Below are 18,408 nucleotides of genomic sequence, written 5' to 3'. Positions count from 1 at the left end.
AAACCGACGACACCGTCCTGCCCACCGAACTCACCGCATAGCCTCAAAACGAGATCACCGAGTGGCCGTCGATACACCACTCCAGCGGACGTGACCCAGCCGCGAGCATCTTGGCAAGAGCGCATGCCGCAGCCGACAGCAGGTCCTGAAGCCAAGGCCGCGCCATCGGTCACGCAAGCGTCACCGGCAATGATTCGCCTGCACACGCCTCAATGCGAACCGCCCTCCCCGTTGCTCGTCGCGCAGCGCACAGGTCGCTGAGCTGTATGCCGCGCTCCACGCGCTCCAGGCCCGTCTCTCGTGGTCCCGGGAACCACACCCGGCTGGCCGGGGGTGAACGGAGCCGGGAGCGCCCCGGCCACGAGGCGTCCCTCGGCTGGTCGCAGGACGACGACGCCGAGTTCGACCGGTTCCAACTGCCTGCACTTCGCGGCGGGCCCGCACAAGTTGGCCGGGCTGCCCGAGGTGATCGGCGGTCAGCTCGGCCGCTCCGGGGGCCAGGCCAAGGGCGTGCTGTCGGGAGCGGCGGACACGCTTTCCGGTGCCGTCCGCCAGGACGTGTCGAAGACCGGCGGGCCGAGGCCGCCGGGGCCGTACGGCCCCGCCGCCTCATAAGGAAGAGGCCTGAGCCACGCGGCCGGTCAGTGCAGGATGCTGACGGCCCGGGCGATCACGAGGAGCGAGGTCAACAGGGCGGAAACACTCTGGATGCTCATCAAGAGCTTTGCGCGGGTCGACAGCGGCATCGTGTCGGTCGGGCTGAAGGCCGTGGAGTTCGTGACGGACACGTAGAGGTAGTCCGCGAGGGTGGGGACCCAGTCCGACACGCCGCTGGCGCCGTCGGCCACTTCCTGGATGGCGTCGTCGTTCTCGTCCTGCGAGAAACGGAAATCCGCCAGGGGCAGGGCCGAGCGGGGCGCCTGCGTGCGGCTGACCGGGCCGCCGCGGTCCAGCTCCCAGTAGGCCAGGCCGAAGACGATGATGTTGGTGAGCCACACCTGTAGCGCCGCCACCAGCAAGGACCGGCCGTCCTTCACCCCGGCGTACACCAGCTCGTGGATCAGGATGACCAGCGCCACCAGATTGCTGACGGCGATGACCGCCACGAGCGTGAGGGAAAGCACCCGGAACGCCTTCGTCTGCCGGGTCAGACGCTTCGGGTTGATCGCGATCAGCGGAACGAGCAGCAGGCACTCCAGGGCGGGCAGTACGTAGCGCGGAGCGACCAGCAGCCGTTGCGGCAGGAACAGGTACAGGGAGATCGCGGCGAGCGTCGCGACGACCGCAGGCAGTCGTACTTCGCCCCTGCGTTCGTGCCGGGGATGCCTGGTGCTCGCCTCCGCACGCGTACGTGCCATACCGACTGGTCCCTCCGGTCGCGCCACTGACAGCGCCACGACGCCTGCGTCCTTCAGCGGTGCAGGCCACCGGGCACCTCCAGCATCTACCCCGAGTACGGCTCTCCCCCGCCTGCCTGGTCCGACGCGCGGGGCCGACGGGCGGTGTCAGCGTGGGAGGACAGCCCGGGTACGGAAGCCAATGGGCACTCGGGCTTTGGCTATCGTGGCGTGCTCCGCACCTTTCCCCTGATGTGATCATTGGAAGAGATGGCCGCCATAGGCCACTGCTGTGGAGGAGGGTCCGGGCTGAAACTGCCGAGAATCTGGGCAGATGGCGTCGCCGTCTTGTCGTGGAAGGTCCAGGTGATCATGCCGGTCGTCTGGTCCAGATCCCAGCAGTCCGCCGATCCCAGCCCCCAGGACATGTGCGCACGAGCCAGTGGCTCGATCATGTCTTCGCCCCGCAGAAGGAGCACGTTCAGTTCGGCTCTCTCACCAGCCTGACCAGCACTCTCCGCCTCATTGGCCCGCTTGAACATTCCCATGCCGCGGAGTCTGCCGGACGCCCATGACCAGTCGACGATGCCCTTCACGCCCGTCACCCCACCACCGACAAGGTGGGGAATCACATGACCGAACGGCCGGGGAATTACGTGATCGCCCAACACCAGGAGCGCGCCGGCACCGGACGTCATCGGCCCTGGTTTTCGGTGGCCGACAGCGCTGTCGCGGCCGGCGCCGTGGCAGGGACCCGGGGACTGTGAAACGCTCGGAATCAGTGGCATATCCGTCCCTCACCGCACATCGACGGCGGACGAGAGAGCCGGCCCGTCCGTGACGGGGGTTCACCCGGTCCTTGGCCCTGTGTTCGCCGAGTGGGGAACACACGATGACGACGACCGAGCACCCGCACGACCACGACGGCCGCCAGGATCCGACCCTGTACCGCACCCCGGCGGACGCCGTCGCCGCGCCCGGGGAGGGACTCGCCTACGTCGTCGGGTTCGACCCGGCCGGAGCGCGTCCGGACGCGCTGTTCACCGTAGGCACCGACCCCGGCTCCCCGGCGTATGGCCGGGTGATCGCCCGCGCCGAGGTGCCCGGCGTGGGCAACGAACTGCACCACTTCGGCTGGAACGCCTGCTCGAGCGCGCTGGCCCATGCCGGTCACCACCACGCCACGCGCCGCTATCTCCTCGTCCCCGGACTGCGCTCCTCCAGGCTGCACGTCTTCGACACCGTCCCCGATCCGGCCCGCCCCCGCCTGGTCAAGACGGTCGAGCCCGGGGAACTGGCCGCCCGGGCCGGGTACTCGCGCCCCCACACCCTGCACTGCGGTCCCGACGGCGTCTTCCTGTCCTGCCTGGGCGGCGCGGACGGCGCGGACGGGCCCGGCGGCGTGGCTCTGCTGGACCACGAGAGCTTCGAGGTACTGCGCGGTTGGGAGAGCGAGCGCGGGCCGCAGCATCTCGCCTACGACGTCTGGTGGCACCTGGCCCAGAACATCGCCGTGACCAGCGAGTGGGGAACCCCTTCCATGATCGAGGACGGGCTCGTCCCCGACCTGCTGCTGGGGCGCCGTTACGGCCACTGCCTGCACTTCTGGGAACTCGGCACCGGCCGGCACCTGCAGCAGGTCGACCTGGGCGACGCCCACCAGATGGTGCTGGAACTGCGTCCCGCGCACGACCCCGAGGCCACCTGGGGGTTCACCAACACCGTGGTCGACGTCGAGGACCTGTCGGCCTCGGTGTGGCGGTGGCACCGCGACGGCGAGGACTTCCACGTCACCAAGGTGATCACCCTCCCGGCCGAGCCCGCCCCGGCCGAGGACCTGCCCCCGGCGCTCAAGCCGTTCGGCGCCGTGCCCCCGCTGATCACCGACATCGACCTCTCGGTGGACGACCGGTGGCTGTACGTCTCTGCGTGGGGCACCGGCGACCTCATCCAGTACGACGTGAGCGACCCGCGGCAACCCAGGCGGACCGCGGCCGTGCGGCTCGGCGGCATCACCGCCCGCCGGCCGCACCCCGCAGCGCCCGACGTACCGCTGACGGGCGGGGCCCAGATGGTCGAGGTCAGCCGCGACGGGCAGCGCGTCTACCTGACGAACTCCCTGTACGCCGCCTGGGACGAGCAGTTCTATCCCGCGGGCATCGAACCGTGGATGGTCAAGCTGGACGCCGATACCTCACGCGGCGGCCTGTCGGTGGACGGCCGCTTCTTCCCCCACGGCGAGGACTTCGCCGGCCTGCGCGTGCACCAGACACGCCTCCAGGGCGGCGACGCCTCCTCCGACTCCTACTGCTACCGCCGCTGCCCCCAGGGCCGGTAACCACGTCCGGGCCAGCACTGGTGCGCCAGGGCACCGCCCGCGCGGCCCGCCGCCTGAATGGTGCCGGGCTGAGGAACCGTCCCCACGCTCGACAGGCAGTTCCGGACCGCAGCCCATCAGGGAAACCTGTGGGAGATCACCACCAGTCAGCAAGCCCAGAGCGCGGCGAGACCGGGGAGGCCGGACCTGACAGCCACGTCACTGGAAGGGATGTCCGGCTACCCCCTGAAACTTTAAAAGGCGTGTATACAGGAAAAGGCGTGCATGGTTGGACCGGCTTGGCCATCGCTGCGCATGGTCGCCGGGGCGGACGTCGCCGGGTCACGATCCCTATGCGGCCGGGCCTGCCCGTCCGGGGACGCCCGGGTCCCGGCCGCCGCCCAGGCTCCATCCCTCCGGTACCCGAATCTGCTCAGCTTCAGGTCCCGGCGGAGCAGCTGCTCCGCCGGGACCGGCCGGTCGGGTGGCGGGCGGGTGCGGTGCCGATGGCCCAGCTACTGAGGATGCGCGGGGACTCGGCCGTGGCGGAGCCCGGCTCCAGGATGTGGACGCACAGCGTCTAGTTGTCGTCGGCGGGTGGCTACAGCGACTCGTACGAGAAGTGCAGGTGGCCGACGAGGGGGTGCCTGTAGTGCATCGTCCCGTGGCTGCGGCGCAGCACGCGGTAGTCGTTCCACCATGTCCTCACCTGGCTTCTCCCCGTGGTCGGCTGGAGCCGGACTCACCGGTCGCGGGTGGTCAGTCGTATCGACAGGTCCCAGAGCTTGCGGGCGCTGTCGGGGTCGATGGCGTGGGCGGCGACACCGCGGCGTACCCCGGGGGTGTGCGGTGCGGCTTCCTGGCAGTCCTCGAAGTACCGGCCGGTGACGCCGTCGACCAAGGGAGACGCCGCCAGCAGGACCGAGGTCGCGGCACCCTGGGCGATGTTCTTCTCGGAAACGCCGGAGGTGCCCGCCGGATCGAAGGAGGCGGGCGGCGCGTCCATGTGGCGGCCGAGGCCGGTCTCCCAGATGCGCCCGGGGTTCAGTGCGTTGACGGCAATGCCGTCGGCGGCCCACCGCTTCGCGGCCTCCACGGCGAAGAGGACGTTCGCCGTCTTTGACTGGGCGTACGCCAGCCACGGGTCGTACGGCTCCTTGGTGAAGTCGGGGTCGTCGAAGCGGACGGGGCCGTTGACGTGCCCGACCGAGCTGACGACGACCACCCGGGCGTCGCGCGCCGCCGCGAGGGCGTCGTGAAGGCCCGTGGTGAGGAGGAAGTGGCCGAGGTGGTTGGTCGCGAACTGCAACTCCCGGCCGGCAGGGGTGCGCAGCTCGGGGGTGGCCATGATCCCCGCGTTGTTCACCAGGATGTGCAGTGGTCCGCGCCAGTTTGCGACGAAGGCGGCGACGGATGCCGGGTCGGCGAGGTCCAGCCGAGCGGCCCGCGTCAGGCTGTTGCCGGTCTCGGCGGTGATCTCCTGCGCGACAGCGGCAGCGGTTTCCAGGGTGCGTCCCGCGACGGTCACCTCGGCGCCCGCCGAGGTGAGGGCACGGGCGGTCTCCCGCCCGAGGCCTCCAGTGGCGCCGGTCACGACGGCGCGACGGCCGGTGAGGTCAATGCCGGCGACGACCTCGGAGGCGGTCGACTGCGCGCCGAAGGGTGTGGTGAGGCTGTGCGTCATGGTTCGTCCCTGTTGTGATGGATGCGCGGCCGGGAGTGTCCGGCGACTGCGCGCTCGTGAGGTGGGGCGGGTGCGGAACGGTCGCCTACGATGGCGAGTAAGCGGAGTTGGGTCCGCTTATGTGTCGAACTGTAAACGGAGCCGACTCCGCTTGCAAGGAGGGGTGATGCAGCGCTCACTGCGGGCCGATGCCCAGGCCAACCACGACCGCCTGCTGGAGGCGGCAGCCCGCGCTTTCGCACAGCAGGGCGCCGACGCCTCGCTCAAGGCGATCGCCGCCGAGGCCGGCGTCGGCATCGGAACCCTTTACCGCCGCTTCCCCGCCCGGGAAGACCTCATCGAAGCCACTTACCGCAATGAGACCGACCGGCTGTGCGCATCGGCCCGCGAGCTGCTCGCCGACCGCTCGCCCTTGGCCGCACTCCGCGAGTGGGCGGAGGCGTTCGTGGACTACATGCGTACCAAGCAGGGCATGGCCGACGCACTACCCGCGATCCTCGCCGCCCGCGAGGGCCTGCGCCGGCACAGCCGCGACGCCCTGGGTGAGGCCGTGACGACACTGCTCGAGGCCGGGATCGCAGCCGGGCAGGTGCGCGACGACGCAGAGCCGAACGACGTCCTGATGGCACTCGGGGGAATCACCCTCATCAGCGGGCACGAGCACCAGCGCGACCTCGCCTCCCGGCTCATCGTCCTGCTCCTCGACGGCCTCGCCGCCTACCTCGGGACCGCGCGGGGTCCGGCATAGCCACATCCGACCCGGCGCCGATCTTCAGCGAGCGGGACGAGCCTTCTGGACGGACGGACAGTCCGTTCTGCGCGGCTCGCCACTGTCCGGCCCTCGCAGCAGACCGCTGGTTCTCGGCCTGGCGAACTGACAATGGTGGCGAGGTCTACTCGGTGCCCTTCTTCCCTGACGGCCGCCAGCTCGCCGTCCGGCAGCGGCATGACGCGGCTCCGGCTGGAGGGTCGCCGTCCGCCGACGTGGATCAGAAGTGCGTTGCGATGCCGAAGGCGCGGCGAAGTTGTGCCATGTCGTGACGATCACGTTCCGAGGGCTCGTAGCCCTGATGGAAGTAGACCTGCTGTTCGGCGGACAAGCACGGGACCGACATCCCATGGATGGTGCCCGTCACGAAGCATGAGGGCGGGTAGGTGAACGGACGCTCGGGTTCGAGTGACGCCTGCACCGCTGAGCCGTCGTCGGCGAAGACCAGCGGGTGAAGGTCGATCTCTCGTCCGTCCAGTGCCGTCACGACGAATCGGACGGGCCTCCAGTCCAGGGTCTCAACGAAACCGGCCTCGTGGAGGGCGGCCAACACGGCGTCTTCCTGGTCCTGCCGGTGCATCAAGTCCAGGTCGCGGTGGTCTCGCGTCTGCTCGCCGACCAGAGCGTCGATCCCCCATCCTCCACCGACCCAGACGTCCGCCTTCGCCTGTCGCAGCCGGGTGAGGACCAGCAACACGTCGTCAGCTGTCATCACCTGACGCAGGCTAGAGGCGTCCGGTCAGGGCCGCGAACGATTTCCTGTCCGCAGCCGAGCCGACCGCCTACGGCATCATCGGCGCCGTACGACATAACCAACTGGTCAAGCCCACACAGATCACAATGGATCCGGGCCACCCACAACCACCCGACCAGCACGGCAGTCCGGCGTACGCGGTCGGCACGTATCCCGAACGTGACCGCAACACACAGTCACCAGACCAGACAACCGCCAACCAGAAGTCACATCCGTCATCTAACGCACAAGGCGTGATCGTCGCTATCGGTCGCCTGCTGAGACGCTGTCGACAGGTCGGCGCCCTGCGAAGCCCGAGGCAGAGCCAGGGGTAGCGGTGGCCGCCCGTCGTGCGCTGTGCAGCGCTTCGCGCTCTTCGCGGGAAGGCCGGTGAATCATCCAGCCGATGAGCAGCCAGTAGATCCATGCGATCACGCGCAGCGGGAACAGACCCATGTATACGAGCCCGCGCAGCTGTTTCTCGGTGGCCACTATTGAGTCCCTGTCTCGCCGATCGTCGGACGGTGGGGCAGTCGGCGTTCGAAGTGTGGTACTGACGTCCTGCTCCGATAACGGGCCGGACCAAGAACCGGGTTCACCTCGCGTGAACAGTCTCTGTCCGCACGGACGGGCCCTCCGGTCCGAGCCTGTCCGCAAGGCGTGTCCTCGCGCCCGGGGCGGCGCCCGATCAATGTGGACGGCTCGCCGGGAGCGCGGGGCGTTTCCTTGTCGGCCCCGTCACAGGCGGTGGCCGATCTGGTCGGAAGGCTGCGGGATCACCGCCCGGATTCCCCGGCGCCGAAGGTGGCTGCGGATGGCGCGGGAGGAGTAGGCCCGGTCGGCCAGCACCGCGAGGGGCCGGGTTCGTGGCCTTCCGGGGCCGCTGCGCGGAACGCGGATGCGGGACATCACGGTCTCGAAGGCACGTGCGTCACCAGCCCGACCTGCGGTGATGGTGAAGGCTAGAGGCCGTGCCCCGCCGTCCGCGGCCAGGTGCACCTTCGTACTCAGCCCGCCGCGAGAGTGTCCGAAAGCGTGGTCGGCTGGTTCACCGGAGCGGGCCGCCCCCTTTTACGTGCCCCGGCGGCGTGCTGGTGAGCCCGGATGACCGTGGAGTCAACCGACACCGTCCAGTCGATGTCGTCGTCGGCGTCCGCCGCCGACAGGACAGCGGCGAGGATCATCTCCCAGGTGCCGTCGACGGCCCACCTGATCAGCCGTTTGCGGGCGGTCTGGAACGGGCCGAGTTCGGCGGGCAGGTCCCGCCAGGGGGAGTTGGTGCGGTACTTCCAGGCGATAGCACTCAAGAGTGCGACGGTGGTCGGCCCACCGCCGGCCACGAACCGGATCGGCCGGCATCAACGGCTCGATCCGGTCCCACATCGCATCAGTGATCACCAATCGGACAGGCATATCCGATCAACCGACTTACCGACCAAAGAGACACGCGCTAGCCCTCTTCGAACTCCTCGCAGGTCAGCGGTTGCGGATCGTGTCCTTCCCACTCTGAGGCCGACAGTTCCGCGGTGCGCCCGAACTTGCCGTCGTACTCGGGCAGACGACCGGCGCGTCGCGGGCCCGCTGCCATTCGAGGAGGGAGGCGGCCGCGATCAGAGTCAGCTCCGGTTCCTCGGAGCTCGATCTGCCGAATCACCCAGCTTTCCGCATCGAGCTCGCAGTAGAACCAGACTCACTGCTCGCCACCGCCATGTCTGACGGTCCCTGTATGGCGCTCGGGCCCCGCTGTGTGATGGGTCGGGGCGCAATGCGAGCGTGGTGACATGACCACTGACACACCAGCAGATGTGCGAGTCACCCGGGCATGGAGCCGGATCGTGGAATGGCTGGCCGAGTACGCCCCGCCGTCGTACACGGCCCTCAAGCCCGGCGCCTCCGACGACGAGATCGTGGCTCTCGAACAAGCCCTCGGCGTGAGCGTTCCACAGGAGTTGAAGGCACTGTGGCGGCTGTCCGCTGGTGAGGACGGCGTGGCCGGTTCGGGGCTCATGCTGGGCAACTGGGCTCTGATGCCGCTCGGCGCCGTGATCGAGGTCTACCAGATGCAGACGCGGTTCCAGGAGGAGAACGGCGAGGATGAGGACGCCCTGGTGCTGTGGAAGCCATCGTGGATACCGTTCTGCTCCTTCAACCCCCACGACACCGTCTACGGCCTCTACCTGAACGGTGAGACCGGGGAAGTATGCAAGTGGACCAGGTTCGGGGAGCGCGAGCGGGAGTACGAGTCGTTGCCCGCCTACCTGGAACTCATGGCGGTCAGCCTGGAAGCCCCCTTGGCGGCGGCCGGCCCGGAGAAGCCCGGCATGATGGGCGGCGCCCTGGTGTGGGGGCCTCCTTCCGACGAGGAGCGCAGGGACCAGTGGGTGCGCCACCTTGGCCAGGCCCCGCCGCGCCATCCCGCGAAGACTCTCGGCGCGATCCGGGAAGCTCTGCCCGGCGGTGAGGGCGCGGAATTCGATAAGCAGCGCGACGCCCTCGACCTGTCCGACCCCGAGGCCGTCGCCGCCTTCCGGGACTACTGGTGGGAACGTGCCGTGCAGACCCAAGAGGAACTGGAGGACGACGTTGCCGCCGCGCTGGGCGGGAACATCATGGTCCAGCCCGGCCGCAAGCTGGCGCCGGAGTACGAAGCCACGCTGCCGCCCGCCATCCGCCACCTCCCACCGTCCATGGACGACATCCGCGCCGCCCTGCGCCACGAGAGTGTCCGCGCACGGTTCGACCGGGAGTTCATGGACGCGATACCGCCGCACTACCCGGCGCTGCTGCTGCGGTGGTGGGACATCGCCCGCCTGATGGCCGACCCTCGCGGCGACCGCGCCGTACGCGCTGTTGTCAACGGCCGCCGCACCTCCGGCTAAGGGCTGCCTACCTTCGTGAGGAGTACGCCGGTCCATCACAAACAGCGCGGAATCTTCCGGCCACTCTTCCCCTGGTGCTCATGTGCCGTGCCGCATCGGGTGAGCAGACCGCATCGAGAGCATCCGGAATACCGAACACCCAGAACGGGGCAGAGGCATACATCTGCCGTGTCCGCATTCCGCCCTTCAGCCTGTGGGACGGATGGGGACTCTGCCGTTCTCCTTGCCGGGCGGGGTCGCCGCCCGCAGGATCGTCCCGCCGTCCCGGGCGGTCATGACCCGTAGCCCGATACTGATCCACGCGAAGGAGCAGACAGCATGCGGAAGCTCGCGGTCGCCGGCCTCATGGCCGTCATCAGCACGGCAAGCCTCGTCACCGCCACCCCCGCCAGCGCGGCACCCACCAGCGTCTACGTGAGCACCACGGGAAGCAATTCGGCCTCCGGCACGAAGAGCCAGCCGGTGCGCACCATCGGGGAGGCGTTGAAACGCGTCAGGAACAACAGGAACCTGACCACGGTGCGGATCTTTGGGGGCACCTACCGGCCCGGGGCGGGCTTCTCGCTGGGCAAGGCGTACAAGCAGAAGTCGATCACCTTCACGCGGGTGGGCGGCAGCAGCGCGCCGGTGATCAAGGGGACCAACGGGGCAAGACACCTCGACTACTTCCTCAAGGTCGCAGCCGACGGGCCGCGCATTCACATGAAGCGGCTGATCATCCAGTACTACCGGACCGGCGGCGTGCTGTTGAAGAACGACCGGAACACCTTCACCGGCACTCAGTTCAGTTTCATCGGTAACGCCTACGCCGGCACGGGAGACGGATACGCCGGGATCCACATGAACGCAGGCTCGTCGTACAACATCGTGGACAACGTCTCCTTCCTCTACCTGAAGGACGTCGCCAGCGAATGCCCCGGCTGCATGCACGGCGTCTACATCGCCGAACGAAGCCACCACAACACCGTGAAGAACAGCACCTTCCAGGGCATCACCGGTGACCCGGTGCGCCTGCGGCGCAGTAGCAGCGACAACCTCATCGACCACAACCAGTTCCGCCGGTCAGGAACGAACGCCATGGTCTCGTACTGGGTGCACGCCTCGGACGGGAGCTTCCCCTGCGGCGCCCGGAACGCGGTCACGAACAACACCTACGGCACCATGTCCGACGAGACGAAACCAGGCATCATCGTCACGAGTGGCGCAGTCAAAGGCATGACCTCTTGCCCTGCCGCGATCCCCACGGAGACCGGGAACACAAAGGCCTGACCGCGAAGAGCCGCGCCGCCGGACGCAAGCAGTCCAACCGCCGCTTCCGCCGACGCCACGGTGATCCCGTCCGCAGGGTATGCGAATGAGCACTGTGACGAAGGCATGGTTCCAGGAGCCACTGATTCCACCCGGTCGGCGGCGCTGGGCGCGGGGATGTCCGGGCTGCCTCCGGGTGACGGTGTGGGGTACGGGTAGCGAGGGCTGCCGGCAGCACCGGGGCACGCGCTGCTGCCGGCAGGGCTCCGGCAGCGCGCGCCGTGCTCCCCCGGGTGGCGGGCCGGGGTCAGCGTGCGGTGGTGACGGTGACGGGGACGTTGGGGCAGGCGTCGAGGACAGCGGACACAGCGCCCGGTGATCCGGATGAGCGCCCTGTCCACACCGCCCGAAGCTTCTCCGCGACTGGCGGGGGCCGCACAAGCGATGAGCGGTGTTACCGCCGCGGCTGGCAGCGGGTGGCGGGTGCACGCGGACCGACGCATCCCACCCTGCCCCAGGCCGGGAGCCGCCCGGCCGGGGGGCGGGTGGGGTGCCCGGAGGTCACCGGACTCCGGCCGGATCCTTCAAGTACAGGCCCAGGGTGGACAGGTGCGGGGTGGCACGGGACTGGACCACGCGGAATCTGATCCGGTCCGCGGTCACCGGTGCGGGCAGCAGCAGGATGCGCGCGTAGCCGATGGTGGTGCCGGTGGCGACGGTGGTCCAGGCCGTGCCTGTCCACGCGTCGACGGCGAACTGCTGGACGTGCTGCCCGCGGGTGATGTCCTCACCCAGTCTGATCCGGTCGAAGGCGGTCGCCTTCCTGAGGGTCAGCTCCAGCGTTCCGGTGGTGGCTCCTGCCGACGGAGACCAGGAGGAGCCCAGGTGGGGGTCGGTCAGGGCCTCCGCGACGCGGGTGGGGCGTGCCCCGCGTAGCAGGTTGTGCCGGTACAGGTCCTCGATCGCCTGGCCGAAGCCGGTCAGGGATGTCACGTCCGCGTCATCGACGCGCCCCGAGGTGTTCGGCGGCACGTTCAGCAGCAGCACCGCATTGCGTCCCACGGACGAGTGGTACAGGTCGACCAACTGCTCTGCGGTCTTCGGGTGTTCGTGCGGGTGCCAGAACCATCCCGGTCGGATCGAGACGTCCGCCTCGGCGGGGAACCACTGGAGGAACTTCACGCCCGGGCCGGTGATCACCGCGTCTGAGCCGATGTCCGCGGCCTGCGGCCCGCCGGGCAGCAGCGTCTCGCCGTGCGCGGTGGCCGGGTCGGCGGTCGCCGGGGTGACGCTCCACTCCGTGAGCCGGGCGCTGCCGCCCTCGTTCCCCACCCAGCGGGTGCCCTGCGGCCCCGCGAAGGTGACGGTGTCGGGCGACAGCGCGTGCACGAGCCGGAACCAGGACGTGAAGTCGTACGCCTCGCTGATGCCGCTCGACCTCCATGGATTGGCGCCGTCGAGCCAGAGTTCGTCGATGGGCCCGTACTGGGTGAACAGCTCGTACAACTGGTTCATGTAGTACGCGTTGTAGTCGTCGGCCATGACGCGGAAGCTGGGCAGCCGCCCGGAGCGTATGGCGTCCGTGCGGTCGTCGCCGGGTACGAGGGTCGGGATCGTCCGCGCGGTGACCGGGCTGCCGCTGCCGTACCGGCCCATACCGGCGGGGCCGCGGTCCCGGTCGTCGTAGGTGGACTGCTCCTCGATGCTCAGGGAGCCGCCGGCGTCGTGCTTGGCGACGATGTCCGCGACGAACGTCTCGTGCCACGCGTGCGGCAGTTCCGCACCGTCGGCCGGCGACAGGTACACGCCGACCTTCAGCCCCGCCTTGCGGGCGGCACGCAGGTAGGTGCCGAGGATGTCTCCGTCCGGGTTGACGTTGCCGGCGTTGCGGATGCGCCAGTACGCCCACGGATCCGTGGCCCGCTCCGCGGCGGCCCGTTCCCTGGCGGCGCGCGCTTCGGCGTCCGGGACGCCCCGGTACCACCAGGGGGACGCGATGACCGAGTGGTTGGTGTAGCGGGTGGGGTAGACGACGAAGCCGTCGTGGTGCTTCGCGGTGAGCATGACCTGCTTCATGCCGGCGGCGCGGTAGGCCCGCATCCACTGGTCGATGTCGACCTCGGACGGCGCGAACGTGGCCTCGTCCTCGCAGCCGGAGCCCCACTCGCGGTCGGTGAAGGTGTTCATCCCGAAGTGGGTGAAGCCGGTGACTTCGCGGGTCTGCCAGGCCACCTGGGGCGGCCTGGGGACGATCGCGGCGGCCTTGGCGATGATCTCCTGAGCGGTGTCGGCGGGGTCGACCGCCACCACCGACGCCGGCCTCGTCCGGCCGCCTGCGCGACCTTGCGCCGCCGCGGCGTCCGCGGGGGCGGCCGGCATGGCGGCTGAGGCACCCGCGGCGGCGACCGCGGTACCCGCGACGAGCAGTTCTCTGCGGCTGATCATGAGTCACTTCCGTGGTGTGCGGGGGCCAGGGCGATGCTCCATACGTCGTGCCGTGCCACGTCGCGCGGCTGTTGGACGACGGAGCCGTCCGCGCCGGCGACCAGGGTCTGCTGGGTGATGGCGTCCACCAGGCGGTAGCCGCCGGGGACGGGTTCGAGCTGCCACCTCTGGGACGGGGTGGCGGTGCAGGTCTCCGCGGTCGCCGCCGCGCCCGCTTGCTCGACCACGTGCATGTTGTTGGCGGTGCCGCGCGACACGTCGGCGCACAGTCCGCTGTCCTGGGCGACGAGCTGGTAGTAGCCGTCGTCGGTGGGCCGCAGCTCCCACGTGGTGGCCGCCGTTTCGTCGTTGGCCGTGAGGGGCGTGCCGGGTGCGGCCGGCGAGGTGCCCTCCCCCAGCGCGCCGCCGGTGGCGCGCAGCCGGTACGTTCCGGCCTTCAGCGGCTGCACCCATGCGGGGCCGTAGCCGGGGGCGTGTCCGAGCGTGTCGGCGAGCTCGCTGAAGGACGCGTAGTCCGGCTCGGGCTTGGGACCTCCCCAGACGGCCTGCGCGAAGACCCTCAGTGAGGGGAACACGCCCTGCTGCGTCTGGTTCTCGGTCTCCTTGCCGTAGTTGTCGGGCCAGACGTTGTACTCGGCTCCGGTGAGGTTCTCCAGGTGGCCGGTGACGGTGCCGTCGGCGAAGTCGACGGGCGACCAGACGGTGTCGTACAGCTTCTTCGCGTCCGGCTTGTAGCTGCCGCGCACGTAGTACATGGCGTCGGTGGCGTTCATCACCCGGTAGCCGGCGTCGAGGAGTTGCTGCGAGGTCTCCTTCTCCGGCAGCCAGTGCTCGACGACGATGTCCTTGTTGAGCGGGATGGTGTTCTCACCGGTCAGGCCGTCGTTCCAGATGCGCAGGGTGCGGCCCTTGGACCGGACGTAGGCGTCCACGCGGTTGACGAAGTCGACGAAGGCGTCCTGCGGGGTCGCGTCGGGGCCGAACTTGCCGCGCGCGTAGGCCTGCAGCTGCGGGTAGTTCGAGTAGGCCGAGCGGATCATGTACTCGTCCGCGCCCATGTGGAAGTACGGCCCGGGGAACAGTTGCAGGTCCGTGTCCACGAGGTGGGTGAAGAAGGTGAACGCGTCGGGGTCGGTGATGTCGAGGCGCGACGGGTCCGGCTTGCCGCTCGTGTCGGTGAGCTGGAGGTCCGGGTACGGCGTGAGGTAGGGGTCCATGTGCCCGGGCGAGTTGATCTCCGGGACGACCGTGATGTGGTAGCGGGCCGCGGTGGCGACGATGCGCCGCACCTCCTGCGGCGTGTAGTACGAGAACGTGTTGATCTCGGGGAACTCGCTGCTCTTCACCTTGAGTTCGAGGTGGAGCGTGTTGAGCTTGAGGTACGCCATGTCCTTGATCAGGCGTGTCATCCAGGCATCGGTGTTGTACGTGTAGCAGGCGCACACGCCGACAGCGCGCTCGCCCGAGGACGGCACGTCGGTCGTCATGCCCTCGGGCAGGGCCGGGTTCTCGGCGAGCAGCTGCAGCAGGGTGCGGGTGCCGTAGAAGACGCCGGTGGCGGTGCGGCCGGTGATGCGCACCTGGTCGCCGATCCGGAGGGCGTAGCCCTCGGAGCCGAGGTCGCCGCGCGTGCCGTCGGTGCGCAGCACGATGTCGCCGGATCGGGGCGCGCCGTGGACGACGGGGACCGGGCGGCCGAGGGTGTCGCGCAGTTCGCCGGCCAATTGCCGCGCGGTGGGCTCGCCTGCGGCGTCGGTGTCGATCCTCGTCCGCGCGTCGAGGCGCAGGGTTCCCCCGCCCGGTGTCCAGTTGTGCAGGGAGGGGATCAGGGCGGGGCCCGCCGCCGCGGTGGCCGGGGAGGTCGGGGCCGCGGGTTGCGCGGCGGCACCGCCCGCGCCCGCGAGGGCGGCGGCGAGCAGGCCACCGCTCGCGAGGACCGCGGTGACGGGCCGTGCGAGGCGGGTCAGCAGTGGTCTGTGCGCCGGCGGGCGCGGCGGGCCTGTGACGTCTCGGCTGTTCATGTGCACGCTCCAATGGCAGGCGGAATGAGCGGGCGTGGCGGAACTGGGTCGTCGGGCGGTGGCCGTGTCGTGGTCAGGCGCCGCGGCGGATGCGGCCCGCGTAACGGTCTTCGAGGGCTTTGTTGTGCTCGTCGCCGCCGGGCACGTTGGCCGAGAGGTACACCGGTGGGGTGACTCCCGCCTCGATCAGCAGGCGCACCGCCTCGGCGTTGACCATCTGGGCCAGGTAGGCCGCGGTGATCGTGGAGACGGCGCACACGGAGCCGCCGGAGGGCAGCGGCAGCAGCGCGTCGCCGAAGGGCGCGCCGTTGTCGAGGACGACGTCCGCGAAGTCGCTGAGGCGCTTTCCCGAGGGATGGCGCGGGGTGGCGCGGGAGGTGTGCTCTAGGCTGGTGACGGTGATCAGGGCGTGGCCGTGCTCCTTGACCAGCTGGGCCATCTCGACGATGCAGCCGTTGATGCCGGAGTTGGAGGCGATCACGAACACGTCTTCGGGGTGCGGAGCGGCGAGCTCGTACAGTCGGTGTGCGATCGCGGGGTCCCGCTCCAGCAGGGGGTCGCTGAGGATGTCCACGGGCGCGCCGCCGTACAGTACGAGGTCCCTGATCGCGATCTTGTTGGTGGGCACGAGCCCGCCGGCCCGGCCGGCGACCTCGGTGGCCAGGGACTCCGAATGCCCGGTTCCGAACGCCTGCACCACACCGTCGCCCTTGAGCGCGGTCGCGATCAGACCGGCCGCCGCGAGCACGGCGTCCGTGTGTGTGGTGACCACTCGGTCGACGACGTCCTTGGCCGCGGCGAGGAACTCTTGACTGTCCGGCACATCCGCTCCTTCGCATCCGATGAAGAAGATTTCTTCTTCGCCGCACGACTTTGCGCGCAGGGGGCGGGACAAGTCAATGGATCCGAGCCATAATTGGGTCCCTCGGGCGGTCAGGATGAAGAAAAATTCTTCAACTCCGAGGAGAGGCTGGGAGAGGCCGAGCCATGCACACCACCGCTGGGGCCATCGACGGCGGCATCGTCGGCCGGATCCGCGAACTGCTCCCGGACCTGCCCGAAGCGCAGCGCACGACAGCCGAGTTGATCCTCGACGACCCGGCGGCCGCCGCGCGGATGACCATCCTCGACCTGGCGGACGCGTGCGGGGTGTCCACCGGGAGCATCACCCGCTTCTGCCGCACGCTCGCGCTGCCGGGCTACTCCGCGCTCCGGCTCGCCCTCGCGTCCGACACCGGCCGGTCCGAGCAGGAGACCTGGCGGGCCAACATCGGCCGGGACATTTCGGAGAAGGACGACATCCGCCTGGTCGCCTCCGCGATCTCCGCCGGGGTGCGGCACGCGGTGGGCGAGACCCTGGCCGCGATCGACCTGAACGCCGTGGAGCAGGCGGCCTCCGCGATCGCGAGCGCCCGCCGGGTGGAGATCTGCGGGACGGGCGGCAGCGGGAGCATGGGAGCCGAGTTCCAGCAGCGCGTCTACCGGATCGGAGTTCCCGCCTGGTCGTGGAGCGACACGCAGGTGGCGCTCACCGGGGCCGCGCTCCTCGGGCCGGACGACGTGCTCCTCGCACTGTCCCACAGCGGCCGTACGCGGGAGGTGACGGACCTGGCGGCGGAGGCCGCGTCGCGGGGCGCCACGACCGTCGCCGTCGTCGGGGACCCCGACTCACCGCTGGCCCGCCGCGTGGACCTCGTGCTCGCGACGACCGTGCCGGACGACGGTCCCGGCCACCACACCGTCCTGAGCAGGCACGCGCAGATGGCGGTCCTCGACCTGCTCTACATCGCCGTGGCTCAGCGCACCTACGACCAGAGCACGGAGGCGATGGCCGCCACGAGCGAGGCCGTCCGCCCGTACAAACACGAGTAGCACCCCGCGGGGACCGCGCCGCCCCCTGCCCCCGCGACGCGCAAGAGGTTGCGAAGACATAGGCCAGGACAGGCAGGCGCGTCTGTGCGGACGCCGTCCGAGGAGCACCCGGGGAGGGAAACGTCGTGCCGACGAGCGCGAACGAGCAGGCGGCGGACCTGGCGCAACGGCCCGTCGTCATCGGCATCGACGCGGGCGGCACCCGCACGCGCGCCGCGGTGGCATGGGCGGCAGCCGACGGCGGGCCGCCCTTGCACGCCGGCGTGTCGGGGCCGGGCAACGCCCTCTCCGTCCCGCTCGACGTCCTGACCGCGCACCTGCGCGAGGCGATCGCCGCCGCAGCACCGCCCCCGCTGCGGCCCCGTGTACGGGCGGTGGTCGCCGGGATGGCGGGATGTTCCGCGCTGCCCGGCAACGCGGGCAACGCGAACGCGACCTCGGCACTGCACGCGGCCCTCGAAGACTTGGGGATACGGCCCGACGTCACCGCCGTCTCCAGCGATGCCGAGATCGCTCTCGCCGGTGCGCCCGGCGCCCCCTGCGACGGTCTCGTCCTGATCGGGGGCACCGGAGCCGTGGCGGCCCGGCTCGCGGGCGGCATCACAGTCGCCACCGCGGACGGCAACGGCTGGCTGCTCGGCGACAGCGGCAGCGGGTTCTGGATCGGGCGCAGAGCGGTACGGAGCGCGCTCGCCGCCCTCGACGGGCGCGGCAGACCGACGCTCCTGACCGCGCCCGTCCTCGCGCACTACCTCGGGGAGAACGCCGCGGAGGCGCCCACGACGCCGGCCACCGCACAGGACGTGCGCGACCGGCTCGTGCAGGCGGTCCACGAACGCCCCGTCCTCGAACTGGCCTCCCTCGCACCGCTGGTGGCGCGGGCGGCCGAGAACGGCGACCGGGTAGCGCAGCGACTGCTCTCGGGCGCGGCGAAGCGGCTGGTCATGACCCTGGACTCGCTCTCGCCCGGCCCGGAGGACACCCTCGTGACCACCGGGGGCCTGCTAGGCAGTTTCGTTTGGATCGGTTGGTCGTTGGTCTGGGTGTGCCGTTGACTGATGCGCAGTGGGCGCGGATCGAGCCGTTGCTCCCGGACCGGACAC

Annotated in this window: 14 protein-coding genes and 1 pseudogene; 6 read left to right on the top strand and 9 right to left on the bottom strand. The window is 70.0% G+C overall.

The annotated features are described in order from the left end of the window. Nucleotides 1-641 precede the first annotated feature (641 nt). Complete coding sequence (locus OO52_RS44030; protein WP_030658748.1) at nt 642-1,358, bottom strand: hypothetical protein; 717 nt, start codon at nt 1,356-1,358, stop codon at nt 642-644. Between the two features lie 200 nt (nt 1,359-1,558). Then, nucleotides 1,559-2,035, bottom strand: a complete 477-nt coding sequence (locus tag OO52_RS53725; protein WP_234340005.1) for a DUF6882 domain-containing protein — start codon at nt 2,033-2,035, stop codon at nt 1,559-1,561. A gap of 194 nt (nt 2,036-2,229) precedes the next feature. Between OO52_RS53725 and OO52_RS44020 the strand changes: the two genes are divergently transcribed. Beyond that, on the top strand, nt 2,230-3,675 hold the full coding sequence (locus OO52_RS44020) for a selenium-binding protein SBP56-related protein (protein WP_030658745.1): 1,446 nt from the start codon (nt 2,230-2,232) through the stop codon (nt 3,673-3,675). Nucleotides 3,676-4,255: 580 nt separating this feature from the next. Here the strand turns inward: OO52_RS44020 and OO52_RS53720 are convergent. Together OO52_RS53720 and OO52_RS44015 are read right to left on the bottom strand one after the other, a co-directional pair. Then, nucleotides 4,256-4,363, bottom strand: coding sequence for a hypothetical protein (locus OO52_RS53720; RefSeq protein ID WP_234338017.1), 108 nt, complete (start codon nt 4,361-4,363; stop codon nt 4,256-4,258). Between the two features lie 33 nt (nt 4,364-4,396). Next, the gene (locus OO52_RS44015) at nt 4,397-5,338 is read right to left on the bottom strand and encodes an SDR family NAD(P)-dependent oxidoreductase (RefSeq protein WP_030658743.1); all 942 of its coding nucleotides are present in this window, start codon (nt 5,336-5,338) and stop codon (nt 4,397-4,399) included. Between the two features lie 166 nt (nt 5,339-5,504). Here OO52_RS44015 and OO52_RS44010 point away from each other — a divergent pair, with 166 nt between their 5' ends. After that, a complete protein-coding gene (locus OO52_RS44010) occupies nt 5,505-6,086 on the top strand; it encodes a TetR/AcrR family transcriptional regulator (protein ID WP_030658738.1) in 582 nt (193 codons plus the stop codon). Nucleotides 6,087-6,327: 241 nt separating this feature from the next. Here the strand turns inward: OO52_RS44010 and OO52_RS44005 are convergent, their stop codons facing one another. Continuing rightward, on the bottom strand, nt 6,328-6,819 hold the full coding sequence (locus OO52_RS44005) for a nucleotidyltransferase domain-containing protein (RefSeq protein ID WP_030658735.1): 492 nt from the start codon (nt 6,817-6,819) through the stop codon (nt 6,328-6,330). 762 nt (nt 6,820-7,581) lie between these two features. Further along, nucleotides 7,582-8,253: pseudogene (locus tag OO52_RS49050) on the bottom strand (IS5 family transposase); the annotation flags it as partial. A 422-nt stretch (nt 8,254-8,675) separates the two neighbouring features. Here OO52_RS49050 and OO52_RS43985 point away from each other — a divergent pair. Next, entirely contained in the window at nt 8,676-9,719 is a 1,044-nt protein-coding gene (locus OO52_RS43985; protein ID WP_037631098.1) for an SMI1/KNR4 family protein, read from the top strand. A 345-nt stretch (nt 9,720-10,064) separates the two neighbouring features. Beyond that, complete coding sequence (locus OO52_RS43980; RefSeq protein ID WP_158712650.1) at nt 10,065-10,988, top strand: right-handed parallel beta-helix repeat-containing protein; 924 nt, start codon at nt 10,065-10,067, stop codon at nt 10,986-10,988. A 540-nt stretch (nt 10,989-11,528) separates the two neighbouring features. Here OO52_RS43980 and OO52_RS43975 read toward each other — a convergent pair. The 3 genes from OO52_RS43975 to OO52_RS43965 all read right to left on the bottom strand — a co-directional run bounded on the left by OO52_RS43975 (nt 11,529) and on the right by OO52_RS43965 (nt 16,256). After that, nucleotides 11,529-13,412 carry an alpha-L-fucosidase gene (locus OO52_RS43975; protein ID WP_037631097.1) on the bottom strand — a complete coding sequence of 628 codons (1,884 nt, stop codon included), beginning with the start codon at nt 13,410-13,412 and terminating at the stop codon, nt 11,529-11,531. Continuing rightward, nucleotides 13,409-15,433 (bottom strand): family 20 glycosylhydrolase, encoded by a 2,025-nt coding sequence (locus OO52_RS43970; protein WP_051819116.1) that lies wholly within the window; start codon nt 15,431-15,433, stop codon nt 13,409-13,411. The genes OO52_RS43975 and OO52_RS43970 overlap by 4 nt, the downstream gene beginning before the upstream one ends. A gap of 73 nt (nt 15,434-15,506) precedes the next feature. Then, on the bottom strand, nt 15,507-16,256 hold the full coding sequence (locus tag OO52_RS43965) for a sugar isomerase domain-containing protein (protein ID WP_030658723.1): 750 nt from the start codon (nt 16,254-16,256) through the stop codon (nt 15,507-15,509). Between the two features lie 164 nt (nt 16,257-16,420). Between OO52_RS43965 and OO52_RS43960 the strand changes: the two genes are divergently transcribed. Together OO52_RS43960 and OO52_RS43955 are read left to right on the top strand one after the other, a co-directional pair. Beyond that, nucleotides 16,421-17,305 (top strand): MurR/RpiR family transcriptional regulator, encoded by an 885-nt coding sequence (locus tag OO52_RS43960; protein WP_051819114.1) that lies wholly within the window; start codon nt 16,421-16,423, stop codon nt 17,303-17,305. 125 nt (nt 17,306-17,430) lie between these two features. Further along, complete coding sequence (locus OO52_RS43955; protein WP_051819112.1) at nt 17,431-18,360, top strand: N-acetylglucosamine kinase; 930 nt, start codon at nt 17,431-17,433, stop codon at nt 18,358-18,360. Nucleotides 18,361-18,408 lie beyond the last annotated feature (48 nt).

It is taken from the genome of Streptomyces flaveolus (assembly GCF_000716535.1).
GTDB lineage: Bacteria > Actinomycetota > Actinomycetes > Streptomycetales > Streptomycetaceae > Streptomyces > Streptomyces flaveolus_A.
The sequence above is the reverse complement of the archived record's forward strand: the minus strand, read 5'-3'. Positions and strand labels throughout refer to the sequence as shown.